Source organism: Halopiger thermotolerans (assembly GCF_054654555.1).
In genome coordinates, this window is the sequence record NZ_BAAIEU010000002.1 from 72,672 (window position 1) to 96,961 (window position 24,290).

At 67.9% G+C, this 24,290-nt stretch carries 22 protein-coding genes and 1 tRNA gene; 11 read left to right on the forward strand and 12 right to left on the reverse strand.

What is annotated here, in order from left to right:
• Positions 1-5: 5 nt before the first annotated feature.
• On the reverse strand, positions 6-953 hold the full coding sequence (locus tag ACYQ26_RS02790) for a YkgJ family cysteine cluster protein (RefSeq protein WP_459806824.1): 948 nt from the start codon (positions 951-953) through the stop codon (positions 6-8).
• Positions 954-1,116: 163 nt separating this feature from the next.
• On the opposite strand from ACYQ26_RS02790, the gene ACYQ26_RS02795 reads away from it, so the two are divergent.
• The gene (locus ACYQ26_RS02795; RefSeq protein WP_459806825.1) at positions 1,117-1,359 is read left to right on the forward strand and encodes a DUF7561 family protein; all 243 of its coding nucleotides are present in this window, start codon (positions 1,117-1,119) and stop codon (positions 1,357-1,359) included.
• A gap of 225 nt (positions 1,360-1,584) precedes the next feature.
• Here the strand turns inward: ACYQ26_RS02795 and ACYQ26_RS02800 are convergent.
• A tRNA-Gly gene (locus tag ACYQ26_RS02800) sits at positions 1,585-1,671 on the reverse strand.
• 214 nt (positions 1,672-1,885) lie between these two features.
• Between ACYQ26_RS02800 and ACYQ26_RS02805 the strand changes: the two genes are divergently transcribed.
• Positions 1,886-3,724, forward strand: coding sequence for a helicase C-terminal domain-containing protein (locus ACYQ26_RS02805; RefSeq protein WP_459807755.1), 1,839 nt, complete (start codon positions 1,886-1,888; stop codon positions 3,722-3,724).
• A 216-nt stretch (positions 3,725-3,940) separates the two neighbouring features.
• Here ACYQ26_RS02805 and ACYQ26_RS02810 read toward each other — a convergent pair whose 3' ends face one another.
• Positions 3,941-5,164 carry a class I SAM-dependent methyltransferase gene (locus ACYQ26_RS02810; protein WP_459806826.1) on the reverse strand — a complete coding sequence of 408 codons (1,224 nt, stop codon included), beginning with the start codon at positions 5,162-5,164 and terminating at the stop codon, positions 3,941-3,943.
• Positions 5,157-6,341 (reverse strand): 60S ribosomal export protein NMD3, encoded by a 1,185-nt coding sequence (locus ACYQ26_RS02815; protein ID WP_459806828.1) that lies wholly within the window; start codon positions 6,339-6,341, stop codon positions 5,157-5,159. The genes ACYQ26_RS02810 and ACYQ26_RS02815 overlap by 8 nt, the downstream gene beginning before the upstream one ends.
• 350 nt (positions 6,342-6,691) lie before the next feature.
• Between ACYQ26_RS02815 and htpX the strand changes: the two genes are divergently transcribed.
• On the forward strand, positions 6,692-7,579 hold the full coding sequence (gene htpX / locus ACYQ26_RS02820; RefSeq protein WP_459806830.1) for a zinc metalloprotease HtpX: 888 nt from the start codon (positions 6,692-6,694) through the stop codon (positions 7,577-7,579).
• Between the two features lie 56 nt (positions 7,580-7,635).
• Positions 7,636-7,911 carry a DUF7472 family protein gene (locus ACYQ26_RS02825; protein WP_459806832.1) on the forward strand — a complete coding sequence of 92 codons (276 nt, stop codon included), beginning with the start codon at positions 7,636-7,638 and terminating at the stop codon, positions 7,909-7,911.
• A gap of 75 nt (positions 7,912-7,986) precedes the next feature.
• Here ACYQ26_RS02825 and priL read toward each other — a convergent pair whose 3' ends face one another.
• Positions 7,987-9,075, reverse strand: coding sequence for a DNA primase regulatory subunit PriL (priL, locus tag ACYQ26_RS02830; protein WP_459806834.1), 1,089 nt, complete (start codon positions 9,073-9,075; stop codon positions 7,987-7,989).
• Positions 9,076-9,320: 245 nt separating this feature from the next.
• Here priL and ACYQ26_RS02835 point away from each other — a divergent pair, with 245 nt between their 5' ends.
• A complete protein-coding gene (locus tag ACYQ26_RS02835; RefSeq protein ID WP_459806836.1) occupies positions 9,321-10,193 on the forward strand; it encodes an alpha/beta fold hydrolase in 873 nt (290 codons plus the stop codon).
• Positions 10,194-10,230: 37 nt separating this feature from the next.
• On the opposite strand, the gene ACYQ26_RS02840 is transcribed toward ACYQ26_RS02835, so the two are convergent.
• The 4 genes from ACYQ26_RS02840 to ACYQ26_RS02855 all read right to left on the reverse strand — a co-directional run bounded on the left by ACYQ26_RS02840 (position 10,231) and on the right by ACYQ26_RS02855 (position 12,510).
• A complete protein-coding gene (locus ACYQ26_RS02840; protein ID WP_459806838.1) occupies positions 10,231-10,542 on the reverse strand; it encodes a HalOD1 output domain-containing protein in 312 nt (103 codons plus the stop codon).
• Between the two features lie 202 nt (positions 10,543-10,744).
• On the reverse strand, positions 10,745-11,488 hold the full coding sequence (locus ACYQ26_RS02845; RefSeq protein ID WP_459806840.1) for a DNA polymerase sliding clamp: 744 nt from the start codon (positions 11,486-11,488) through the stop codon (positions 10,745-10,747).
• A gap of 230 nt (positions 11,489-11,718) precedes the next feature.
• Positions 11,719-11,985 (reverse strand): hypothetical protein, encoded by a 267-nt coding sequence (locus ACYQ26_RS02850; RefSeq protein ID WP_459806841.1) that lies wholly within the window; start codon positions 11,983-11,985, stop codon positions 11,719-11,721.
• An 84-nt stretch (positions 11,986-12,069) separates the two neighbouring features.
• Complete coding sequence (locus ACYQ26_RS02855) at positions 12,070-12,510, reverse strand: universal stress protein (protein ID WP_459806843.1); 441 nt, start codon at positions 12,508-12,510, stop codon at positions 12,070-12,072.
• A 150-nt stretch (positions 12,511-12,660) separates the two neighbouring features.
• Here ACYQ26_RS02855 and ACYQ26_RS02860 point away from each other — a divergent pair, with 150 nt between their 5' ends.
• Entirely contained in the window at positions 12,661-13,248 is a 588-nt protein-coding gene (locus ACYQ26_RS02860) for a uracil-DNA glycosylase (RefSeq protein ID WP_459806845.1), read from the forward strand.
• A 23-nt stretch (positions 13,249-13,271) separates the two neighbouring features.
• Here the strand turns inward: ACYQ26_RS02860 and ACYQ26_RS02865 are convergent, their stop codons facing one another.
• Entirely contained in the window at positions 13,272-13,517 is a 246-nt protein-coding gene (locus ACYQ26_RS02865) for a DUF7127 family protein (protein WP_459806847.1), read from the reverse strand.
• Positions 13,518-13,727: 210 nt separating this feature from the next.
• Here ACYQ26_RS02865 and ACYQ26_RS02870 point away from each other — a divergent pair, with 210 nt between their 5' ends.
• Complete coding sequence (locus ACYQ26_RS02870) at positions 13,728-14,510, forward strand: 23S rRNA (uridine(2552)-2'-O)-methyltransferase (RefSeq protein ID WP_459806849.1); 783 nt, start codon at positions 13,728-13,730, stop codon at positions 14,508-14,510.
• 15 nt (positions 14,511-14,525) lie between these two features.
• Here ACYQ26_RS02870 and ACYQ26_RS02875 read toward each other — a convergent pair whose 3' ends face one another.
• Positions 14,526-14,702 carry a ribbon-helix-helix domain-containing protein gene (locus ACYQ26_RS02875; protein ID WP_459806851.1) on the reverse strand — a complete coding sequence of 59 codons (177 nt, stop codon included), beginning with the start codon at positions 14,700-14,702 and terminating at the stop codon, positions 14,526-14,528.
• 95 nt (positions 14,703-14,797) lie between these two features.
• Positions 14,798-17,158 (reverse strand): twin-arginine translocase subunit TatC, encoded by a 2,361-nt coding sequence (locus ACYQ26_RS02880; RefSeq protein ID WP_459806853.1) that lies wholly within the window; start codon positions 17,156-17,158, stop codon positions 14,798-14,800.
• A 172-nt stretch (positions 17,159-17,330) separates the two neighbouring features.
• Here ACYQ26_RS02880 and tatC point away from each other — a divergent pair, with 172 nt between their 5' ends.
• From tatC to ACYQ26_RS02900, 4 genes are all read left to right on the forward strand, one after another.
• Complete coding sequence (gene tatC, locus ACYQ26_RS02885; protein WP_459806856.1) at positions 17,331-18,395, forward strand: twin-arginine translocase subunit TatC; 1,065 nt, start codon at positions 17,331-17,333, stop codon at positions 18,393-18,395.
• A gap of 462 nt (positions 18,396-18,857) precedes the next feature.
• Positions 18,858-20,999 (forward strand): assimilatory nitrate reductase NasA, encoded by a 2,142-nt coding sequence (nasA, locus tag ACYQ26_RS02890; protein ID WP_459806858.1) that lies wholly within the window; start codon positions 18,858-18,860, stop codon positions 20,997-20,999.
• A gap of 310 nt (positions 21,000-21,309) precedes the next feature.
• Positions 21,310-23,079 carry a nitrite/sulfite reductase gene (locus ACYQ26_RS02895; RefSeq protein WP_459806860.1) on the forward strand — a complete coding sequence of 590 codons (1,770 nt, stop codon included), beginning with the start codon at positions 21,310-21,312 and terminating at the stop codon, positions 23,077-23,079.
• Between the two features lie 311 nt (positions 23,080-23,390).
• Positions 23,391-24,275, forward strand: a complete 885-nt coding sequence (locus ACYQ26_RS02900) for an SDR family oxidoreductase (RefSeq protein ID WP_459806862.1) — start codon at positions 23,391-23,393, stop codon at positions 24,273-24,275.
• Positions 24,276-24,290 lie beyond the last annotated feature (15 nt).

Consider the following 24,290-nt stretch of genomic DNA (forward strand, 5'->3'; position numbering starts at 1 on the left):
CCGCACTACGACTCGAGGTCGTCCCAGCCGGGCGTCGCCGGCGCGCCGCGGTCGTCTTCGACGGCGCGGGCGACGCTCGCGGGCGGGACGTCGTCGGCAGCGTCGGCTGCGGCGCGCCGCCGCTCCCACTCGCGGATCGCCGGCCCGACCCACGACTCGGCGTCCGCGTCGTCCGCATCGTCCGCCGCGGTCGCCTCGAGCGTCCGCTCTCTGCCCCACTCGTAGTGATACTCGGAAATCGCGACGGTTCCGGGGCTCGAGGCGGCGGCGACCGCGAGACACTCGGCGCGGTCCTCGGGGGTCAGATCGCCGGCCGCGACGCGCTCGACGATCCCCTCGAGGCGCTCGGGCGCGGGGTGACAGAACAGTTTTTCGCCGATCGCCTGCGACCCCAATAGGAGTCCCTCGGGGTCCTCGGGTACCGAATCGTCGATCAGCCGATCACCGCCGAAGGTATCTTCGACGCGCTCGCACTCGCTTTCCTGCTCGAGCGCGAGGTTGTGTGTCGGGTAGGCGGCGCACTCGTCGGGGTAGCGGTCGCTGTCATGGATCCGACACTGCAGCGTCGTCGGATCGAGGAAGACGCAGGCCGGGAGCCACGTTTCCGCCTCGCGGCCGAAGGGCGCGACCGGCTTCGGCGGCTTTCGAAGGCCGACGAAGAAGACGGGGCGGTCGGCGACGGCCGCGACCTCGTGGCCGTCGATCGCGACCGCTTCGGCCTCGTCGGCGGCCTTCCAGAACCGCGGGGTCAGCGCGGCCGCCATGCCGCGCTCGAGGAACGTCCGAACCTCGTCGCGGGTGAGCGGCACGAAGTTCGGATCGCCGTCGAGCGACTCCCGCGTCGCGTCGTCGTCGAGCGCGTCGCGGCGACGGTCCCCGGCGACGTCTTCGCGCGCCGTCAGCGCTCGCCAGTCCATACAACAGCCCGCACAGCCCTCGCAGTTCACCTCCATACGCGAGGATACGCGTCGGACGGGATAACGACTCGCCCGGCGCGCCGTTTTGCCGGTCCGTCGCCGGGGGCACCGTCGCGTCGGCTCGCGACCGTCGGTCGCTCTCCGTGCCGTCGTCCCCTCCGGAGGAACGACTTTCACCGTCCGGTCCCTACCGTCGCACATGGGCAAGAACTACTGCGACGGCTGCGGCCGACGGGTCTCGGTCGCCGGCGGGATCGCCAACCTCTGGACGTTCGGCGACCGCGACGGCAGCGAAGGGACCGCGATGACCCTGGAACTCGAGGACGGGTCGGAGCACCTGCTGTGTTACCCCTGCATCGAGGCCCTGCCGGACGAGCCGACCGCCGAGGACGTCGAGCGCCTCGAGCGGGACGGCGAGACGTCGCAGTTGCGCGTGCTGTAGGCCGGCCCGTCGCGGATCGTCGCCGTCACCGCGTCGGCGACCGCCGGGCCGATCGACCGTGGAAAAATGGGAGAAGGCGGAGGCGAGGAGGCGGTCGCGGGGATCCGACCTGACAGGTTCGTCGACCCCGCGACCACGGACACTGGCGCGGACACGCGAGCGCTGGCGCGTCGGAACCGATCGTCGACGGAATCGCACTGCAGGTAACTGCAACCGCACCGCAAGCGGAAGGGGTGGGATTTGAACGCCACGAGGCTTGACGCCGCCGCGGGCCGATGGCACCGCGGTGCTCTACCGCTGAGCGACCCTTCCGCACGTCGATCGAACGGCGAATTTCGTATTTGTAATCGACCCGCTACCTCCCGGTATTCGCCACCTACCGGCCGATATCGGGCCTCGAGCGTCCCTTCCGGTCGGACCGGTCGCCTCGGATCCTGCGTTCGCGATCGCCGCGATCGACGGCGTCGCCTGCAGTCCGCGCAACGGTCCGTAGCCTTTAGGACGCGGCCGATCCGTGAGTCGAACGGTGAACCCCGAGCGGATCTTCGACGAGTTTCCCGCGCCGAGTTACCGCGGGAACCAGGAGCAGGCCCTCCGCGACATTCGCGACGCGTTCGCGGCCGGCAACGACGTGGTGTTAGTCCGCGCGCCGACCGGGAGCGGCAAGTCCCTGCTCGCGCGGGCCGTCGCCGGCTGCGCCCGCACCGTCGACGACGCCGAGCCCAGCGAGGCCGCCGGCGCCTACTACACGACGCCGCAGGTCTCCCAGTTAGACGACGTCGCGGCCGACGACCTGCTCGCGGACCTGAACGTGATCCGCGGGAAGTCCAACTATACCTGCATTCTCCCCGAGGAGCGCGACACCCCGGTCAACCAGGCGCCCTGCGTCCGCGAGCGGGGGTACGACTGCTCGGTCAAGCACCGCTGTCCGTACTTCTCGGATCGGGCGATCGCCTCCAACCGCGAGATCGCGGCGATGACGCTGGCCTACTTCATGCAGACCGCCGGCAGCGAGGTCTTCCGCAAGCGCGACGTGGTCGTCGTCGATGAGGCCCACGGCCTCGCCGAGTGGGCGGAAATGTACGCGACGATCCAGCTGGGGCCGCGCACGGTGCCGTTCTGGGACGACCTTCGGGTCCCCGAGATCGACGGCGTCGATCGGGCCGTCCGCTACGCCGAGAACTTAGCGCAGACCTGCACCCGGCGCAAGGACGACCTGCTCGCGCAAGACTCGCTCTCGCCGGCGGAGGTGCGGGAACGCGACCGCCTGCAGGAGCTGATCGGCGAACTCGACTGGTTCGTCTCCGACTACCGCGATCCCGATAGTCCGACGACGTGGCTGGTCGACCAGTCGCCCCCATCCTCGTCCTCGAGCGGCCAGAACGACGACACCGACGGCGACGACCCCCAGGGCGGCCCGCTGACGATCAAGCCGATGAACCCCGAAAAGTACCTCCAGCACACCGTCTGGGACCGGGGCAACAAGTTCGCGCTGCTGTCGGCGACGATCCTCAACAAGGAGGCCTTCTGCCGCCAGGTCGGCCTGACCCCCGACAACGTCGCCCTGGTCGACGTCGGCCACACGTTCCCCGTCGAGAACCGGCCGCTGTACGACGTGACCCAGGGGAAGATGACCTACGAGCACCGCGACGAGACGACGCCGAAGATCGCCCGCACGATCGTCCGGCTCATGCAGCGCCACCCCGACGAGAAGGGGCTGATCCACGCCCACTCCTACGACATTCAGGAGCGGCTGGCCGACCTCCTGCGCGACTTCGGCGTCGGCGAGCGCATCCGCGTCCACGACCGGGACGACCGCGACGCCGCCTTGGAGGAGTGGAAAGCCAGCGACGATCCGGACGTCTTCCTCTCCGTAAAGATGGAGGAAGCGCTGGACCTCAAAGGCGATCTCTGTCGCTGGCAGGTGCTGTGCAAGGCGCCGTTTCTCAACACCGGCGACTCGAGAGTCGCCCACCGCTTGGAGGAGGGACAGTGGGCGTGGTACTACCGTACCGCCCTCCGGACGGTCATTCAGGCCTGCGGCCGCGTCGTCCGCGCTCCCGACGACCACGGCGCGACCTACCTCGCGGACTCGAGCCTGCTGGATCTATTCGAGCGCGCGCGGACGGACATGCCTGATTGGTTCGCGGATCAGGTCGATCGGCTGTCGGAGCCGGGGCTGCCGGAGTTCCAGCCGCGGGCGGCGGTCTCCGGGGGCACCGGTGCGGCGAGTACGCGGGGTCGCGACGGGACGGCGACCGACGACGCGGGCGGCCGCGGTCGGACGCGCTCGCGGCGCTCGAGGCGGTCGTCATCGTCCTCGTCCTCGAGTCCGCTTGCCGACGTATGGGATACCGACGGGTAGCCCTCCGTCAGTTTCCGTCGTGCGGGTCCGCGGCCGGACGAGCCGCACTTAGAAGAGCGCCATCGCGGGCATCGCGATCATCGAGGTCGCCGTCAGCAGGGCGAACAGCGCCGCGATGATCTTGTTTCGAGTGTTCATACGCCTCGCTTCGAGTTCCAGTAGCATGTATCTCACGACCGTTCGGCGGGCCGTAGCGCGAGATTTACCGCCCCGCCGTCACTCGATCCGCGCGTCGACGACGCCGTGGACGACGCCCGCGCTGTGGCTCTTTACGCGGCGCTTCTGGAGCACGTCGACCGTCCGTCCCGCGTCGGCCGCGGCCGTCCGAAGCCGCTCGAGCGGCCGCTCCCACAGCCGGTTCTCGGGCGTGGCCTCGTGGTAGTGGACGACGCCGCCGGGGACTAGCGCCTCGAACGCGTGCTCAAGGAAGTCGTGGGCCTCGTCCGACCGCGTGCCGTGGCCGTCCGCGTCGGTGCCGTCCGCGCTGCCGTAGTAGCCCATGACGACCCGGTCGGCCTCGATCTCGCCCGCCAGATCGCGGCAGTCGGTCATGTAGGCCTCGACCCGGTCGTCGACGTCGTTCAACACGGCGTTCTCGAGCAGGTAGCGGAAGGCGGTCGGGTTGATCTCGGTGGCGGTCACCCGCGCGCCGGCTCGAGCCATCGGGAGGGTGAAGTAGCCGATCCCGGCGAACATGTCGAAGACGTGCTCGTCGTCGCCGCTAACCGATCCCATCCGGGCGCGCTCGGCCTGATTCCCCGGCGAGAACATCACCTTCGCGGGGTCGAGCCCGTAGCGCGTGCCGTGTTCCGTGTGGATCGTCTCGGTGTCTCGCTCGCCCGCGAGCAGCCGCGTCCGGGGTTCGCGGTAGGTGCCGGCCTGGCCGTCGTTGGCGACCCCCTCGTCCGCGAGGACGCTGTCGGCCTCCCCGTGGAGTTCGAGCAGCGCCTCCGCCAGTTCCGTCTCGTCGGGACAGCCCTCGGGGACCGTCACCAGCACGACCGAGCCGATCACGGCCCACGAACTCGGCGCCGTCTCGATCTCGCTTTCGCTCCAGCCCCGCTCGGCCAGCAGGTCCGCGAGGTCGGTCGTCCGGTAGTCGGGCTCGAGCTGGCGGACGACCTCGAGCACCCGCGTCTCGGTCGGGGGCTCGGTGACCGGCAGTGCGACCTTGTCGGGTTCGTCCTCGCGATCGGACTCCGCAGCCGTCTCGGCACGCCGCCCTCGAGCCTCGCGCACCCGCCGGTCGTCGTCGTAGACGCCCTCCGCGCGCAGCGACTCGATGGCGGTCTCCGCCCGCCGTTTCTCGACGATCGCGGCCAGCGGCGCGTCCGCGCGCTCGAGGGCGTCGCCGGCGTCGGCTCCGTCGCCGCCGACGCTGCGGTCGGGGCCGCCGTCGCTATCCGGCTCGAGGTCGTCGCCGCGGCCGTCCTCAGCCATCGGTATCGGTGTGCGCGTAGGGATCGTACGGTTCGTCATCGCCGTCGCCGCCCGTCTCGGGGTCCGGATCCGGGAGAATGTGCAGGCCGGCGCGGCTCTTCAGGACGGGGACCGTCTCGGCGTCGGGATCGAAGTAGTCCGGCCGCGAGACGGTCTTCGCTTGATAGGTCTCCGGATCGAGCACCTGCACCGCGTTCTCGTCCTCGACCGTGACGACCGTCGTCTCCACGCCGTCCTCGAGTTCGCCGAGCTTGCGCGCGTCCGGTGAGTTCCCCTCCTCGTAGCCGGCCTCGTAGCGCTCGCCCGTGGTCACGCGGGTGCCCTTGAGGTTGCCGTGGGCGCTGCGGACGAGCACGGGTCCTTCGTCGTCGTTCTCGAGGTCGATGACGTCGCCGGGGGTGTAGGGCGGCAGGCGGACGGCGAAGGTGACCCGATAGACCTCGTTGCCGTCCTCGTCCTCGGTGACGAGGGTCTCGGCGTCGTTGACGGTGCCGCCGAACTCCTCGACCATCTTGTTCGCGATCTTCTTGCCGATCTTGTTGGTCGAGACCTTGATGTTCAGCCCGTCGTCGACCTCGCCGATCTCGGTGACGAAGGCGTTGCGGTCGCCCGTCGCCTCCATGTCGGCGACGACCTGGTGGGCGATCTCCTCGGCGCGGTCGGTCTCCTCGCTGGTCGGCGTTCGATCCTCGGCGCGGATCTGAACGGTGCTGGCGTAGTAGTCGCCGGCGATCCGGCCACAGCGTTTGCAGGTCTGGCGCGAAATCTTGACCGGGACCGTCACCTCCTCCTCGACCGGCGTGCCGCGGACGACGCCCGTGAAGAAACAGTGCATCCGGATCGTGTTTTCGTCGACCTGCTCGGGTTCGACCTGCCAGGCGACGTCCGCGACGTCGACGTGGACGCCCAGCGCCTCGCTGACCTCCTCGATGGCGATGTCGGTGTAGTCGCGGGCCCCGATGTCGACCCAGCGGTTCCCCTGGTGGACCGCACCGCACTGCGAACAGACGCGAACGTCGATCCGATCCGGCGCGTCCACGAAGTCGAAGTCCTCAAAGTAACACGAATCGCAGAGTTCGACCTCGGCGCCGGGCCGGAGCGGGTCCGTTGCGTCGCTCGCCGACCGCTCGGGGACTGGATCCCCGCAGCGGGGGCAGAACGCACGCGAGTCACTCATAGTATCCTCGGTTGGGGGCTGAGCGAGTTAAACGGCGCGCTCCGCGCTCCTCCTCCGCCGAGCGATCGATCACCGAGTCTCACATTCTGAGAGTTCCACGCGAAACGAGGGGGTTCCGCCCCTCGCGTCGCGGATCGACGACCGGCACGATCCGGCTCGAGGACCGGTTCGAACGCGTCAGCCGTCCGTCAGACGACCGCCGATCTCGACGCGTCAGACGGTACCGCGTAGTGCGGTCTCCATGCGAAACGAAGGGGTCGCTCGAGCGCCGCGAGAACGTATAACGTTTCGAGGATATATCGTACGTCCCGTTGGTGACACTTATTCCGCCTCGACCCCTACGGTGACCTATGAACTGGCAGGCGGACTGGGGACTGCGCTTCCGGATGTTCCTGACGATGTTTCTGTTGTTCGCGCTGTACATCGTCTTCGCAGGGGTGATCACCGCGTACATGGGCGGTGGACTGCTCGTTTTCGCCCTCATGTTCGGCGGCATGTCCCTCGTCCAGTACTACTTCAGCGACACGCTCACCCTCCGCAGCATGGGTGCGCGGACGGTATCGGCCGACGAGTACCCGCAACTACACGGCGCGATCGAACGGCTCTCCCAGCAAGCCGACCTCCCGAAGCCGAAGGTGGCGGTCGCCGACTCGAACGTTCCCAACGCCTTCGCGACCGGGCGCAACCAGAAAAACGCCGCCGTCTGCGTCACGACGGGGCTCCTGAACACCCTCGATCAGGAGGAACTCGAGGGCGTGCTCGCCCACGAACTCGCCCACGTGAAGAATCGGGACATGATGGTGATGACGATCGCGTCGTTCCTCTCGACGATCGCGTTCATGATCGTCCGCTGGGGCGCGTTCTTCGGCGGCGGCCACGGCCGCGGTCGACAGGGCGGTGGCGGCGGCATCGTCGTCGCGATCCTCGCCTCGCTTATCGTCTGGATTATCAGCTACCTGCTGATCCGGGCGCTCTCGCGGTACCGCGAGTACGCCGCCGACCGCGGCGCGGCCGCCATCACCGGCAATCCGTCGGCGCTGGCCTCGGCGCTGATGAAGATCTCCGGCCGGATGGACAAGGTGCCCAAGGAGGACATGCGCGAGGAGGCCGAGATGAACGCCTTCTTCATCATCCCGATCAAGTCGGGCGTCGTCGGTCGCCTCTTTAGCACCCACCCGCCGACCGAGAAGCGCATCGAGCAACTGCGCTCCCTCGAGCGGGAAATGGCGACGATGTAGGGCGGCGACGAGTCCTTCGAAGCCCTTTTGGACCGGCCGGCGAAACCGACCCTGTAATGCCCGAGCGCGAGCAACTGATCGAAATCGTCACCGCCGTTAGCGCCGTTCTGTTGATGCTCGGTGCCATGGTCTTCATCGGCATCGCCTACGGCGGCGAAAGCGGCGTTCTCCGGCCCAGCGGCGCCCACTTGCTCGTGGGCGTCATCGTCGGGTTCATCGTCCTGATGACGGCCGTCGGCGTCGGTCTCGCCTACGTACTGAACGATCCGGAGGACGGCCTCGAGAACGATGACGAGGTCGACGCCGACGCGGAGTCTCAGAGCACGTTCTAACAGATCGATTCGAAACCTCGACGCGATCCCGACCGGTCGCGTTCCGATCGTTTCTTTCTTCCCGTCCGTCGCCGGCTAATCGCCGCTGGCGGCGCTTCCCTCGTTGGCGTCGTTTTCGCGCCAGTCTTCGAGGTCGTCGTCGTCCGCGTCGTCGATCCGCTCCTCGTAGTAGGCCATCGGGTGAGGGATCTGCTCGCAGAGGTCGTCCTTGTTGACGCAGTCGCCGTACGATTGCATCGTCGCACAGGAGGGCGGCGAGTACTCCGTCGGCGAGGTGTCGCCGCGGATGTGGTCGGTCTGGTACCGAGTCATCTCCTCGCCGAACGATGAGTTGACGCGGTAGAGTTCGACGATCTCGTCGGTCGTCATCCCGATGCTCGTCAGGAAGGCGGTGATCGCGAACCGCGAGTGGTGGGGCAGGTGTTCGCCCTTCTGGATCTGATCGAGCAGGGCCTTCATGCAGGGCGGGAACAGGTCGGGGACGACGGTGTCGATCTCCCGGGTGAGATCGAGGTCTGCGAGCACGTCCCGAATCTCGGCGACCTCGGCCTCCAGCGTCTCCCCGATCGCGTCGGGCACCTCGAAGGGGAGGCCGTCGTCGATCCGGGTGCGGATCGCCTCGCGCAGCAGCGTCAGGAGATCGCTCTCGTCGACCGGCACTGCGCCGCGGTCCAGGGGTTGGTTCACGAGCCGCCAGCCGTCCTCCCAGAGGTCCTCGGCCAGCGGCACGTAGGTCCCGACGTCGATCCGGTACTCGCCGTCGGCGGTCTCCCGGACCGCGTCCTGCAGGTCGAACTCCGCGAGTAGGTCCGCGAGTTCCAGCCCGGTCGATTCGACGCTCTTGAGCTCGGTCGTGTCCTCGAGATCGGCCGTAAAGCGGTCGTAGGCGGTCGCGGCCTCGGCGCGGGCGTACTTGCGCACCAGGACGCGCTCGTCGACCATCGAAACGAGGACGCGCGCGACGGGGTAGGAGAGCAGTTCAACGCGGGCGTCGCGGTGTGGGTCCCCGACCGTCCCGTCCTCGATGGCGGTAATCACGCGTTGACGGGCGCGATCGACGACCGCCTCGTCCTGCTCGACGACGGTGGCCAGATCGACCGTCTCGGTCGCCACGGTCTCGCGGGCGGCCTCGAGGAACGGGTACCGGGCGTGCAGTCGCTGCATCGGTAATGAGATTTTACCGAGGCGGGATAAACGTCGTGATTACTACACTGTCTCTTTATGGTACCCGTCCGCGCCGCGGCGTCGGCGGGGTCGACGCGGTCGGCGGGCGGTGCGCGATCGATGCCGCTCGGCGCTCGCAGTAACATCGTATTACCGCCCGCTCGTGGATCGATCGGCGAGCGATCCGCGTTCGCTCCCTGCATCTGAGGGTCGATTTCAAGAGGATCCGACACGTCTACTCGGGTATGCCACGGGCGACGCGCGACGGAGTGTCGATCTACTACGAGCACGAACCCGCCGAGGGTGCCGATACCGCCGATCCGGTCGTCTTCCTGCAGGGACTGGGCTTTGGCCGCTGGATGTGGCGCTGGCAGCGCGAGGCCGTCCGCGACGAGTATCCGGTGATCGCGCCCGATACCCGCGGCACCGGCCGCTCCGACGCCGGCTTGCCGCCGCTTCTCCCACGGCTGCCCGGGCGCGTTCGGCGGCCGCTGCTGTTCAAACTGGCCGGCTACTCGATCGAGGGGCTGGCCGCCGACCTCGAGGCCGTCCTCGAGGACGCGGGCGTGCGCAGCGCCCACCTCGTCGGTGCGAGCCTGGGCGGCATGATCGCCCAGCAGTACGCCGTCGAGTACTCGCGGGCCTCGTCGCTGACGCTTCTGTGTACCAGCCACGGCGGGCCGGACGCCGCGCCGATTCCCGAGGACGTCCGCCAGCGGCTGCTCGAGGCCGGCGGCGACGGCGACCGCAACCGGCTTCGCGACTCGATGCGGCCGGCCTTCTCCGAGCGGTTCACCAACCGGAACCCCCACCTCATGGACCGGATCGTCGAGTGGCGACGCGAGCAGGACGCCGGCGTCCCGGCGCAGGTCGCGCAGGCGGCCGCCGTCGCGAACTTCGACGTCGGCGACCGCCTCGAGCGCCTCCGCGTGCCGACGCTGATCCTGCACGGGACCGACGACCGCGTGATGCCGCCCGCGAACGCGCGGCTGCTCGCCGAGCGGATTCCGGACGCGGAACTCGAGTACGTCGAGGGCGGTTCGCACTGCTTCTTCGTCGAGGACGACGACCGCGTGAACGAGTCGCTGCTGGCGTTTCTGGACGACCAGGGACGATAGAGCGCGACCGCGGTCCGCGCTTTCGCGAGGTCGTTGCTCAGGCGCTCGAGTTCGCCGGCGCGTTCGCGGCTTCGATTTGAATCCGGCCGTCGGTTCGAACGCCGACGTCGAACCCCTCGTAGGCGAACCGGAGTTCGTGGGTGCCGGCGTCGTCGGCCCGTCGTGCGTGCGCGACGAGCGAGTCGAGCGCGTCCGGATCGACGGCGTCGTACAGCGGGGAGATGGACGTGGGGTCGGCGTCGATCAGGTCCGCGACCGCGGTCACGACCGCCTCGCTCGCGCGTTCGCCGTCGGGATCGAACGTCGCCACGTACCGCTGTGTGTCGTCGGACGTGTCAGTGGAGGGCATACCCTCTCTGATGCCGACCGGACCGGTAGGTGGTCTCCTTCCTATGTGGCTCCTTTAAGTGATTCCGTCCGTGACTGCCGGCGACAAGCGCCGGAGGGCGATCCGGAGACGGCCCCTCGAGTCGCGTCGGAGACGGCGGCGAGAGAAGAAACGAAATCCGTTCGGCGGCCGCCGCTCGAGGGCGAGCGCTGCCGACGGGCGCTCAGTCGCTCTGGATGCGCGGCGCGAGCATGTAGGTGACCTGGCCCTGTCCCTCCGCGAAGCCGAAGAAGATCTTGACGGGGAACTCCTCGCCGAGATGCAGGGTCACCTCGGTGTCCGAGGGAATCGCCTTGTTCATGTCCTTCAGGTAGTCCAGCGAGAACAGCGAGTGGGCCGGACCGGCCTGCAGGTCGATCAGGTCCTCGCGGGTGAGCTCGAGGTGGACGTCGTCGGTGTCGCCCTCTGCGTCGACGTAGAAGAACTCCTCGCCCTCGTCGACGCCGAGCGCGATGTGATCCGAGACCATATCGGCGGCGGTGACCGAGCGGTTGACGTCCTTGCCCTCGAGGACGACCTCTGCGGGCAGGTCCAGATCCGGAATGTCCGGTTCCTGGCGGATCGAGTCGGGATCGATCAGCGCGAGCGTGTACTCGAGGCCGTCGATCTGGATGTGGAGCTTGCGGGTCTCCTCGTCGAGTTCGAGCTGGATGAGCTGGCCGGACTCGGCCATCCCCGCGATGTCCTCGAGCCGCGAGAGGTCGACGCCGATCAGCCCGCCGTCGGCTTCGTACGATTCGAACGCAGCCGCGTCGAGCGAGAGGTCGACCATCCCGACGTTGGCGGGATCGACGGCCCGGATTTCGAGCCCGTCTTCCTCGAGGTGGATCTTGCACTCGTCGACCAGCACGCTCACCGAATCGAGCGCGCTGGTGAGCGTTTCCGCGCTCACGATGGCCTTGAACATATAGGACGGGCTACGGACGGTCGACATAAAAAGCCACCCTTTACGCGCGGGCGTGTGCGATCGGTGCACGCGCCACCGGGCCACGTCACCGCGTCCTGCGGCCACGGCTCAGTGCTCGTCGCGCAGCCGGTCGCCGCGTCGGTGATCTCGCCGATCGCGTCGTTTCGCAGCGGGTCCTCGCTCCGGGCGTCCCGGCTCTAGCCGAGCCGGGACTCGAGCTCGGGCGGTGCTCAGGATTCGATCTTCTCGACGATCTCCTTGGCCTGCTCCTTGGCCTTGTCCTCGCCGACGTTCTTCTGAATCAGGACGCTCGTTATTTCCCAGTCCTCCTCGCCCTTGACCCTGCCCGTGCGGACCTCGCTGCCCGTCGAGATCGATGCGGCTGGCTCTTCGGCCCAGTCGGGCGTCCGAATCTCGTCGTACCGGTCGGGATCGCGAAACCGGACGTGGATGTAGTCGTCCTCCGTTTCGACCTTATTGACGTCTGGTACCGCCATGTCTAGGCCGTCGCGGGCAGCGCGTCTAACGGTAGCCCTTGAATGCGCACGTCGCGTTCCGCCGCGGATCCACGGCGGCCGGCCTCAGCGGACGATCGTCACCGGCACCGGCGCGCGCCGCGCGACCGTCTCCGCGACGCTCCCCAGCAGGACTCTGCTCGCCCCCGTCCGGCCGTGGCTGCCGATCACGATCCGATCGACGCCGTGCTCGTCGGCGTACTCGATGACCGCGTCTGCGACGGAGCCGACCACCTGGTCCGTCTCGATCGCCGCGCCGTACTCCTCGGCTCGCTCCACGGCGTCGTCTAGGATCTCCGTCGAAAACTCGAGTTGCTGCAGGCGGTCGTCGTCATAGTCGTCCTCCGCGGCTGCCTTCCCCGCGAACGCGGAATACCCCTGCAGCTCGGCCGGATCGACGACGTGGAGTGCCGTGATCGTCGCGTCGGGCTGGTCCTCGAGCGCGAACTCGAGGGCGGCGTCGGACGGATCCGAGTCGTCGACCGGAACGAGGACGTGCGTGGCCATACGCACCGTTCCACGGCCGGCGACAAAAGCGTCCGTCTCGCGACTGCTGTGGCCGTCGATCCGGCCCGCGGCGACGGCACGAGCGTCGTCCGCCGCCCTCGGTGCGTGCGCAAGGCAACGATGTTGTTCGCCGCTCCCGTAACTCGTGGCATGAGCGACGGCGATGCTACCGACTCCGCGGACGCCGACGAGGCCGCCGATTGGGAGTTCGAAACGGAGTTCGCCGACGCCCTCAAGGCGGTCCCGGACGAGCACTTCGACCCCGAGCGGTTCGTCCCCGGCGTCGGCCCGCTCTCGGCCGACGCCATGCTCGTCGGCGAAGCCCCCGGCGGGCAGGAGGTCAAGCAGGGCGAGCCGTTCGTCGGCCAGGCCGGGAAGCAACTCGATCGCACCCTCGAGGCGATCGGCTACGACCGCCGCGACTGCTACATCACGAACCTCGTCAAGGTCCGACCGCCGGAGAACCGCGACCCTCACGTCGACGAGATCGAGGCCTGGTGGCCCGTTCTCGAGGCGGAAATCGAGCGCGTCGATCCGACGGTGCTCGTTCCGATGGGGAGCTTCGCGACCGCCGAGATTCTGGACACCGACGAGACGATCACTGATCTGCACGGGCAGGAATTCGAACGGAACGGGCGGCTCGTCATCCCGTCGTTCCACCCCGCAGCAGCGCTGTACGACCGGAGCAAGGTCGACGTGATCGAGTCGGATCTCGAGGCGGCGCTCGAGCGGGCGTAGGGGGTCGATACCGCTCGATCCCGTTACCCCCGGATCGTCAAGATCCCGTCGTTGACCGTCACGTCCGTCGCGTCGGACGGAATCTCGAACTCGAACTGATCGTCGCCGACGACGACGATCGCGGTGTCACCGGCGATGTCGAGCGTCGGCTCGCCGCTGCTGGGCCCGAAATCGACGGCGATGACCTGTTCGTCCTCGTACTCGCGGTTGGTGATCTTCGCGTCGTCCTTCTCCCCCGCGGCGGCTTCCAGTTCGGGTGGCGTCTCCATAGTCGACCGGTCGGGGTCACCGCCCGTAAGCGGTGTGCACGAAGCTGCCGCGTCCGGCTTCGTCGCCGTCGCTCTCGCCGGTTCGATCTGCGACGCCGTTTCAGCAAGTCTTTCCGCGTCTAGCCCGTACCGATCGACGAATACGATCGCCCCCTCGACCCGTCGGCCGACGCCGGCTCGACCGCCTCGAGGGGCGCGGATCACCCGACCATGACAGGACGCGACCACTACTACAACAAGTCGAAACAGGAAGGCTACCGGAGCCGGGCGGCCTACAAGCTCAAACAACTCGACGACCTCGAGGACGTCATCTCCCGCGGCGACGCGGTCGTCGACCTCGGGGCGGCCCCCGGCGGGTGGCTGCAGGTCGCCGCCGAGAAAGTCGGCCCCGAGGGCCGGGTCGTCGGCGTCGACCTCCAGCGGATCAAGTCGTTCGACGACGATATCGACGACCGCGTCGAGACCGTTCGCGGCGACATGACCGAGGAGCGCACCCGCGACCGCGTCATCGACGCCGCGGACGGGAAGGTCGACGCCGTCGTCTCGGACATGGCGCCGAACATGTCCGGCGAGTACTCGCTCGATCAGGCGCGCTCGCTGCACCTCGCCCGGCAGGCCTTCGAGACCGCCCTCGAGTTGCTCGACACCGGCGGCGACTTCGTCGTGAAGGTCTTCGAGGGCCCGGACGTCGACGACTTCCGGGCCGACGTCGAGGAGGAGTTCCAGTACGTCCGCGCGACCAGCCCCGACGCCTCCCGGGACGAATCCTCGGAGGTGTACTTCATCGCGAAGGGGCGGCTCACCGCTCCCGTGCGGCCGGGCGACGAACTCGAGGTCGAGATCGAAGACGTCGGCAGCGAGGGCGACGGCATCGCCTCGGTCGAGGGCTACCGGCTGTTCGTCCCGTCGACGGAGGAAGGCGAGACGGTCGACGTGCGCGTCGACGACGTCAAGCCGAACTTCGGGTTCGCCCAGCGGATCGACCGGGACTGACGGATCAGTTTCTTTTCACTCGTCCGTCTCGAGGCGGTCGTGGCGCTCGTCGATCTCGTCCATGATGTCGAGGGTCTTCCGGATCGAGGCGCGGATCGCGTCGCTGCGATTGACGAACTTCCCGTCGTCGCCGACGTGTTCGTCCAGATCGTCGAGCAGTTCCTGAGGAATTTCGACGCTGATCTTTGGCATCAGTGTGCGTACGGTTTGCAGGGGGTCCCCTTAAGCCGTCGGAGTCGGCGAACCGCTCGAGCCGTCCGAAGGAAAACGGAACAGAACGAAACGGCTCACTCGGCGACGGCGCCGTCCGCGTCGGCCTCCGGCTCGGCCGGCGCACCGCCGCGACCGCCGCCGAAGAGGCGACCGCCCGCGGTGAGCACGTAGAGGACGGCCAGCCCGAGCAGGTAGGTCAGCGCGATCGGGATCGCCAGCAGGAGCATCGTCAGAATGCCCTTCGGGCTGGCGAAGGCCGCGACCGTGAAGATGCCGACGACGGCCGGCCGCCACCGCTCGAGCATCGTCCGATAGCTGACGATGCCGCCGACGTGGAACAGCGCCATCGTGACGACGATGTTAAACAGGAAGCCCACGCCCAGCGTCGTGTAGATCACGAGCCAGGAGAAGCTGTTGATCCGGTAGGAGACCTCCATCCCGTTGGCCAGCGCGTCGGTGATCAGGTAGGAGATCACGGCCGGCGCGATCCAGTAGAACCCGACGACCACTCCGAGTCCGAAGCCGACGAACAGCGCGAGCCCCCAGACGAGGAAGGTCCGAGAGTCGCCGGTGACGAGGCCCCGCTCCTTGGCCGCCGGCCAGCTCCAGTAGCAGATCAACGGCAAGACGGCGAGGAACCCGAGGATCGTACTCACCTTCACCATGAAGATCAGCACCTCCACGGGCTCGAGCGCGACGACCAGGCCGAGGTCCTGGAGCAACTGGATCGTCGCCTCGGTCGTCATGTCGCCGCTGAGGTAGGCCTCGTTCCCGTCGGCGACCGCCGCGAGCGCCTCGTCGGGGACCTGATCGATGAACTGCGCCAGGATGAGACTGAAGCCGCCCTGGTACAGCGCGATGAAGGTGCCGCCGAGGACGGCCATGAACACGCCGACGATGTAGATCGTCTTGGAGGTGAGGCTGTCGATGATAAAGGCGAGGTCGTAGGCGTAGCCGCCGATGTCGTCCTCGGTCGTCTCGTCCTCGGTGAAGGGGTCGAGCATTCCGGCGGCGGTGCTCGCGACGAAGCTTTCGTCCTCGTCTTCACCGCCGGCGGCGTCGGGTCTGTTGGCCGCCACGCCGTCGGCGTCCGCCGTCGTCCCTGAATCGCTCTCGGCCGCCTGCTCCTGCAGCGAGTCGAACCGGTTGAGGATCGCCTCGGCTTTGTCCCGGTTGTCGTCGTACATCGCCTGCCGGGAGTACTCGAGGGCCTCCTCCTCGTCCATCGAGAGGAACACCTGTGCCGGAACGTCAGCGACGTCCTCGGCGGAGAGCGCCTCGAAGTCGACGTCGTCGGGGTCGTCCGCGGTCCGGATGTCGTCCTCCCGGGGGTAGACCGGGGACTGCAGGACCCTGATCGTGTACCCGACGAGGACGACGAGTCCGACGCCGGCCGCGACGACCAACCCAACGGCGGCGTCGCCGAGCAGGCCGTACTCGGCCGACAGCGACTCGAGGCCGCCGAGCGTGAGCCCGTTCGGGCGGAACCCGGACGGCAGCAGGGGGAGCAGCGCCTCCTCGGTCCGGTCCAGGCCGTCTTGGTTGATGAAGACGGTCGCGCCGACGGCGACGACCGCCAGCGCGCCGACGAACTGGAGTACGCGCCGTTTCATGAGGGCGACGCCGGTGTCGAGTTCGGTCGCGCCGCGGCGGCGGATGTTGGTGACGACCTTCGAGAGGCCGAGGCTGAAGACGTAGAGGACGAACAGCGGCAGCGCCCACATGATCTGCGTGAACGGGTCCGGCGGCGAAAACAGCGCGCCGAAGACCACGATGGCGACGGCCGCGTGGCGCCACTTGTCTCGGAAGGTCTCGTACGAGACGATCTCGGTGTACGCGAGAGCGCTCATTAGCAGCGGCAACTGCGCTGCGAGGCCGAACGAGAGGGTCAGCAGGACGGTGAACTCGGTGAACTCGGTGATCCCCCAGTGGGGGCTGACGCCGGCCTCGTAGGAAATCGTCGCGAGGAAATCGAAGGCGAAGGGGAAGAACACTCCGTAGGCGTAGCCGGCGCCGACGCAGAAGAGGACCGCCGAGACCATCGCGAGCCCGGCGGCGTACCACTTCGAGACGGGCACGACCGATCGGACGCCGCGCTCGTGCAGCGCGTCCCGCGAGAAGTATAGCAACGCCGGAATCGCGAAGATGATGCCGACGACCATCCCGATCTTCGCCTGGAGGAGGATGACCTCGAACGGCGTCCGGGTGATGATGTCGGCCGCCTGGCTGACCTCCTCGCTCATCCCCTGCTTCGCCGTCGCCTTGAGGAAGTCCCAGACGAAGGCCCGCAGGGCGTAGAAGGAGCCGATGAAGCCGATAACGAAGACGATAAACACCTTCTGGAGGTGCGTCTGGGCGCTCGAGAGCAGTGCGCCGAGGGTTTCCCGCCCGCTATTGATCGCTCGGGCGGTGTCCTCGTCGACGGCAGAACTCATTGCCCGTGGGTAACTGACATCCGGTTATCAACCTTTCGAGTCCTCGAGTCGAAATCGGCCGTTGACGGCGATTCGGCGGCCGACCTGGGTCAGTCCGAGCGGTCCGTGACAGTCGCGCGAAGTGGCCGTAAGAAAAAGGCCTATAACCGGCGGCCTATCTATATCCCGATAGATGTCGGACGAGTCGGCAGTCGACGGAGACGCGGATCCCGTCGCATCCCGTGTCCGCGCTCGATCTCGCACGCGCCGCGACGAGCGATTGCTCCCCGACGGGGGGTCGGCGCCGTCCGACGGCCCGGACTCCGATCGAGACGCGAGCACGAACTCGGACGCAGATGCGGATGCGAACACCGCAACCGATCCGGATACCGACCCCGACGCCGACACCGAGACGCCGCCCGTCGAAACCGACGGCGAAGGCGTCGTCAACCCCGAATCCGGCGCCGGCGAGTCCTACCCCGACCCCGAGTATCCGGATCCCGACGGGGACGATATCGGCGGCCTCGAGACGCCGCCGGACGACGAGGAGATGCCGCTGGCCGATCACATCGAGGAGATGATCCTCCGGCTGGCGGTCGTCCTGCTGTTCGGCGCGGCCGGGACGGCGGTCGGACTGCTGTTCGCGTCCGACGCGATCAGTTTCATCTGGACCGACGTCTTCCCCTCTGCGGCCGATGAGGTGCCGCCGCCGCACGTCTACCACCCGCTGGAGCTGTGGCTGACCCGGATCAAGCTCTCGGCGCTGCTGGGGATCATGGTCGCCCTGCCGACGTTCGTCTACGAGTGTTACCTGTTCATGCGCCCGGGGCTGTACCCCCACGAGCGCAAGTACTACCTCGCGGCGGTCCCGACGAGCGTCGTGCTCGCGAGCGTCGGCATGGTGTTTTCCTACCTGCTGGTGTTGCCCGTCCTCTTCCAGTACTTTACGTACTACGCCGAGGGGAGCGCGAACATCGCGTACGCGGTCGGCGATACGTTCGACCTCATCATCACGCTGACCGGCTTCCTCGCGGTCGTCTTCCAGATTCCGCTCTTTATCATGCTGGCGATCATGATGGGCGTGACGACCCGCCGGTGGCTCGCCCAGAAGCGCCTGTACTTCTGGGCCGCGTTCCTCGGCCTCTCGTTCATGTTCACGTTCGACCCCTCGGGGATGGCGCCGATCCTCGTCGCGATCGTCATGGTCGGGCTGTTCGAGGGGACGCTGCTGATCCTGAAGTGGGTCGGCACGGAGTGAGGAGCGATCCCGGTCCGAACCCGTTTCGCGATGCTTCGTCCCGTCTGCCCTTTCGCGTCCGTCTCTTTCGATCGCCGAGCCGGTAGCTCCGGCAGTCGACGTTCCATCTGACGAATCGGGGAGTCGCTCCTCGAGTAGTCGGCGTCCGTTCGCGGATTTGCGAGCTGGGGCGGACGTGTGGGGGACGGTACCACGGAACTCGAATACTCGTGGACGCGCGTCCGATCGAGCGGGCCTCACCCGCGATTTTACGGCCTTATACTGTCCCAGGGCATTCGTATATTGGCGGAGGCTCTCATCCCTCGTCGTATTTGTCCGATATTGTAAACGATTACCGTTTAGTGGCTGTGTACGTTCTCCTATTCCCGTGAATAACTGAATGATATTGGATCGATTCGTCTCGAAGAGTCGAGTTTGTAAATCGATCGGCCCTGCGATCGGACGAACCGGGAGGTGGATCGCATGACCGATCTCGTCCCGACGACGTGCATGCGGTGTGCCGTCGGCTGCGGCCACGTTCAGCGGTCCGTCGAGCAGGGGTACGGGCTCGATACCGTCCGCGGCGACGCCTCCCATCCGGTCAACAACGGGCTTGCCTGCCAGCGCGGGATCACCGAGACCGCCGAGCCCGACGGCGAGTGGCTGACTCGACCGCTCGTCCGCCGCGACGGCGAGCTCGTGCCGACGACCCTCGAGACGGCCCTGGAGCGAGCCGCCGAGGGACTCGAGGGCGCGCTCGAGAACGGCCCCGAGGGCGTCGCGGTGCTGGGCAGCGGCCAGCAGACAAACGAGGCCGCCTACGCGCTGGGCAAGCTCGCCCGCGGCGGCTTCGGCACGCCGTACTACGACGCCAACACGACGCTGTGTATGGCCTCGGCCGTCACGGCCTACTACGACGCCTTCGGCAGCGACGCGCCGCCGCCGACCTACGACGACATTCCCGAGGCGGAGACCCACCTCGTCTGGGGTGCGAACCCGGCCGCGGCCCACCCGGTCATGTTCCGGTGGATCACCCAGTCCGCCGACGCCGAGGGCTCGGAACTGCTCGTCGTCGACCCCATCGAGAGCGAGACCGCCGACGTTGCGGATCACCACGTCCCCCTCGAGCCCGGCGGCGACCTCGCGCTGGCCCGCGCGGTGCTCGCCCGCGTCGTCGAGACCGGCCGCGTCGACGAGGCGTTCGTCGCCGCGGCGACCGAGGGCTTCGACGACCTGTGCGTCGAACTCCCCGACGCCGAGGCGGCCGCCGAGCGCGCCGGCGTCGCGATGGACGACGTCGACCGCATCGCCGCGGCGCTCGAGGATCCCACCCTCATCTACTGGGGCATGGGGATCAACCAGAGCGTCAACGGCACCGCGGCCGCGGGCGCCCTGATCGATCTCTGCCTTGCGACGGGCAACCTTCGACCCGGTTCGGGGCCGTTCTCGCTGACCGGCCAGGCCAACTCGATGGGGACCCGCGTCTGCTCCTCGAAGGGGACCTGGCCCGGCCACCGGCCGTTCGACGATCCCGACCACCGCGGGACCGTCGCAGAGCACTGGGACGTCCCCCGGTCTCGCCTGCCCGACGATCCCGGCCCCGGCCCGGTCGGCGTCGTCGACGCGATCGGCGACGACGTCGAGGCGGTCTACGCCGTCGCGACGAATCCCGCGGCAGGCATGCCCGACGCGACCCGCGTTCGCGAGCGACTCGAGGACGCCTTCCTCGTCGTGCAGGATTCGTTCCGCTCGGAGACGGTCGAGTGCGCCGACGTCGTGCTGCCCGCCGCAACGTGGGGCGAGTCCGAGGGGACCACGACCAACATGGAGCGGACTGTCTCCCGAGTCCGCGCCGCGACGGAGACGCCGTCGGGGATCAGGACCGACCTCGAACTCATCGGTGCGATCGGCGATCGGGTCGTCCCTGACCTGTTCGAGACGCCACTCGAGCCCGCCGCAGTCTTCGACGAACTGGCGGCGCTGACCGCCGGGACGCCCGCGGACCTCTCGGGGATCAGTTACGAGCGCCTCGAGGCGGAGACGGCGGTTCGCTGGCCTGCGCCCGAACCGGACGTCTCGGCGGGGTACCGGTACTACGAGGGCGACGCGGATGGCGAGGACGGCGCGGCCGACGCCGACGAGTCGTGGACGTTCTCCACCGACTCGGGCCGCGCGCAGTTCTCGAGCGGCCGAGCCCGTCCGCTCCCGGAGGAAACCGACGAGTCGTACCCGCTCACGCTGACGACCGGGCGCCGCCCCGACGCGTACAACACGGGCGTTCGCACTCGGGAGGACGAGCCGCCGGTCGCCCGCGTCAGCCCCGCGACGGCCGTCGCGCTGGCCGACGAACTCGAGGGGGGCGAGCACGTCGACGCTGCGGTTCAGGACGACGCCCAATACGGCCGCGTCGTCTCCCGCCGCGCCGCGGTCACCGTCCGCGTCGAGACCGACGAGTCGATCCCGGACGGCGTGGTCTGGCTGCCGATCCACCACCCTGCGGTCAACGACCTCACGCTGCCCGACGTCGATCCGCGTTCGAAGGAGCCCAACTTCAAGCAGTGCGCGGTGCGCCTCGAGCCGCCCCGCGAACGCGACGTGAGGGCGCTCGCTTCTGTGACCGCGTGAGCGATTCGGCCGAACCACGGCGAGTGATCGATGCCGGGACACCGCCACCGCTAGCGAGTGAACCGCCTCGAGCCACACCGCGTACCGTCGACTGAACCCGGGGTCGGCTGCGAGGAAACGTCCTTATACAGATCATATCCGATTGTACATCTCACGTCCGCTCCCGAAACGCGGACGTTTTCACTCATTTGTCAACGATTAGTGTTATATTGGTTAGGAACGTGGCGTAGAAACGTGAATTCCGAAATGTTTGGAGTGAAAATCAGCGAATCGGCACCGGATCGTTCGTTCGGTACCGAGGTGATCGCCGATGGCGCATAAGAAGGAAGAGCAGAAGGAAGACTGCTACGGCGACGAGGTGCGCGAGCACATCGAGAAGTTCGCCGCGAACGGCGGCTTCGAGGCCATTCCCGAGGACGAGGTCGACGAGTGGACCACCCGGTTCAAGTTCTGGGGGGTCTTCCAGCAGCGCTCCGGACAGGAGGAGTACTTCATGATGCGGCTGACCAACGCCAGCGGCATCTTAGAGCCGGGGCAGCTGCGTCGCATCGGCGAGGTCGCCCGCGACTACGCGAAGGGCCCCGTCGAAAACCCCGAGTTCGGCAACGGGTGGATCGACCTGACCACTCGCCAGTCGATTCAACTGCACTGGCTCAAACTCGAGGACATCCCCGAAATCTGGGAGAAGCTCGAGGCCGTCGGCGTCCACTCCCGCTCGGCCGGCGGCGACACGATGCGTAACATCTCCGGCTGTCCGCTCCACGGCAAGGCCGAGGAGTTCGTCGAGTCCGGGCCGTTGCTCGAGCGCTTCGAGGAGGAACTGCGGGGTGACGACGCCCTCGCGAACATGCCCCGGAAGTTCAACATCAGCGTCTCGGGCTGTCGGGTCGGCTGCGCGCAGGACTCGATCAACGACATCGGGTTCGAGCCGGCGACCAAGGAGATCGAGGGCGAGGAAGTACGGGGCTTCAACGTGCGCATCGGCGGCGGCCTCGGCGGTCGCCAGCCTCGCGCTGCGACGCCGCTGGACGTCTTCGTCCGCCCGGAGAACGCCTACGAGGTCGGCCGCGGCTTCGTCGAACTCTACCACGACTACGGGGATCGGCAGAACCGCTCGAAGAACCGCGCCCGGTTCTTCGCCGAGGACTGGGGCATGGAAAAGATCCGCGAGACCCTTCAGGAGGAGTACGTCGACGTCGACCTGCACACCGCCGGCGAGGACTTCCGCGGCAAGTATACCTACAACGCCGGCCGCCCCCGCGACGAGGGACCGCACGACCACGTCGGCGTCGGCGACCAGAAGCAGGACGGGCTCAAGTACGTCGGCCTGAGCGTCCCCGTCGGCCGCCTGCCCGCCGAGGACGCCATCGAACTGGCCGACCTGGCCGACGAGTACGGCTCCGGGGAGATCCGGCTGACCCGCCGGCAGAACCCCGTCGTCGTCGACGTCCCCGACGAGGCGGTCGACGACCTGCTCGCGGAACCGCTGCTCGAGACCTACCGGCCCGAACCCAGCACCTTCGAGCGGGGCGCGATGGCCTGTACCGGCACGGAGTTCTGCTCGATCGCGCTGACCGAGACGAAAGCGCGGATGGCCCGCACGATCCGCTGGCTCGAGAACAACGTCGACCTGCCCGACGACGTCGGGAAGATCAAGATGCACTATTCGGGCTGTACGGCCGACTGCGGCCAGGCGATGACCGCCGACATCGGCCTGCAGGGAATGCGCGCCCGCAAGGACGGCGAGATGGTCGAGGCCTTCGACATCGGTGTCGGCGGCGGCGTCGGCGAGGACCCCTCCTTCGTCGACTGGATCCAGCAGCGCGTCCCGGCCGACGAGGCGCCCGGCGCGATCCGCAACCTGCTCGAGGCCTACGCGGCCCACCGCGAGGACGGCCAGACGTTCCGCCAGTGGGTCGAGGCGACGGGCCAGGAGCAACTCATCGAGTTCTGCGAACCCGAGGAGACGGACTTCGAGGCGCCGTACATGGACGACGCCAAGCAGTCGTGGTACCCCTTCGCCGACGCGCCGTCTGCGGCCGCGGCCGCCGAGGAGTCGGCCGCGCCGTCGGACGACTGACGCGGCCGCGACGCCTCGCAACTCCGAACTCCAACCGCCGATCTTCGCGTCGTCCTCCTCGAGGCCGAGACGGTTCGATCGCCGTCAGTGGGTTTAGTCTCGAGCAGGGACGAGCGCACGAGACCATCCAGTTGGCCGGTTAAAACCCTCAGAGCTTGACACGGATCGCGTGCTGAATACACCGTGTGTATCGGCCATTGATGACAGTTAGACGGATTCCAGCGATGAATAGCAGTAGATATCCGGGATGTCGGCACTGAACGGCCGCCCCCCGTGACTTTTGCTGTTAGATACCGAATCGAGACGTGGAGATGGCTGACACGGTTCTTATTACGGGCTGTTCAACGGGGATTGGGCGGGCGACCGCCCGGGCGTTCCTGAACGACGGCTGGCAGGTGTACGCCACCGCACGGGACGAAGACGAGCTCGTCGAGTTAGCGAACGCCGGGGCCGCGACCGCGCGGTTGAACGTCACCTCGACGGCCGACGCTACGCGCGTCACGGAGTGGGTCATCGACGAGGCGGGCCGCCTCGACTGCCTGGTGAACAACGCGGGGTACGGGCAACTCGGGCCGGTCGAGGACGTGCCGGTCGAGGCCGTGCAGTCCCAGTTCGACGTCAACACGTTCGGCCCACACCGGCTGATACGCGCCGCGGTCCCGCACATGCGTCAGGTCGGGGGCGGGACGATCGTGAACGTGACGAGTTTCAACGAAGAGCTGCCGTTCCCGGGGACTGGGGTGTACAGCGCCTCCAAGTCGGCGCTCTCGACGCTGAGCGAGGCCATCCGCGCGGAGGTCGCACCGTTCGGTATCGACGTCGCCGCAGTGAGTCCCGCGTTCGTAGCCACTGACTTCTACGACCGAATGGAGGACGAGTTGGACGACTTCCCTCACTCGAGGGCATACGCCGACCTGTACCGGCTCCTCGCGGAGATGCGGCCGATCCAGGGAGGCGGCCCTCTCATTTCTTCCCCGGATGCGGTCGCGGAGACGGTCCTAACGGCGGCAAAGGCCGACGACCCTCGGGCTCGGTACCGGGTCGGCTCGCTGGCGTGGGCCGGCGTCCTCGCCGGGGCCCTCCCCGAGACGTGGCGCGGGTCGCTGATGCGGCTGCTCGTGCGGCTCATGGAAACGGGGCCGGCCCAACGGCTCCTCTCCCGGTGGAACGACCGGTACCGGGGAAGCGCGGCGTGACCCCAGCCTTATGCG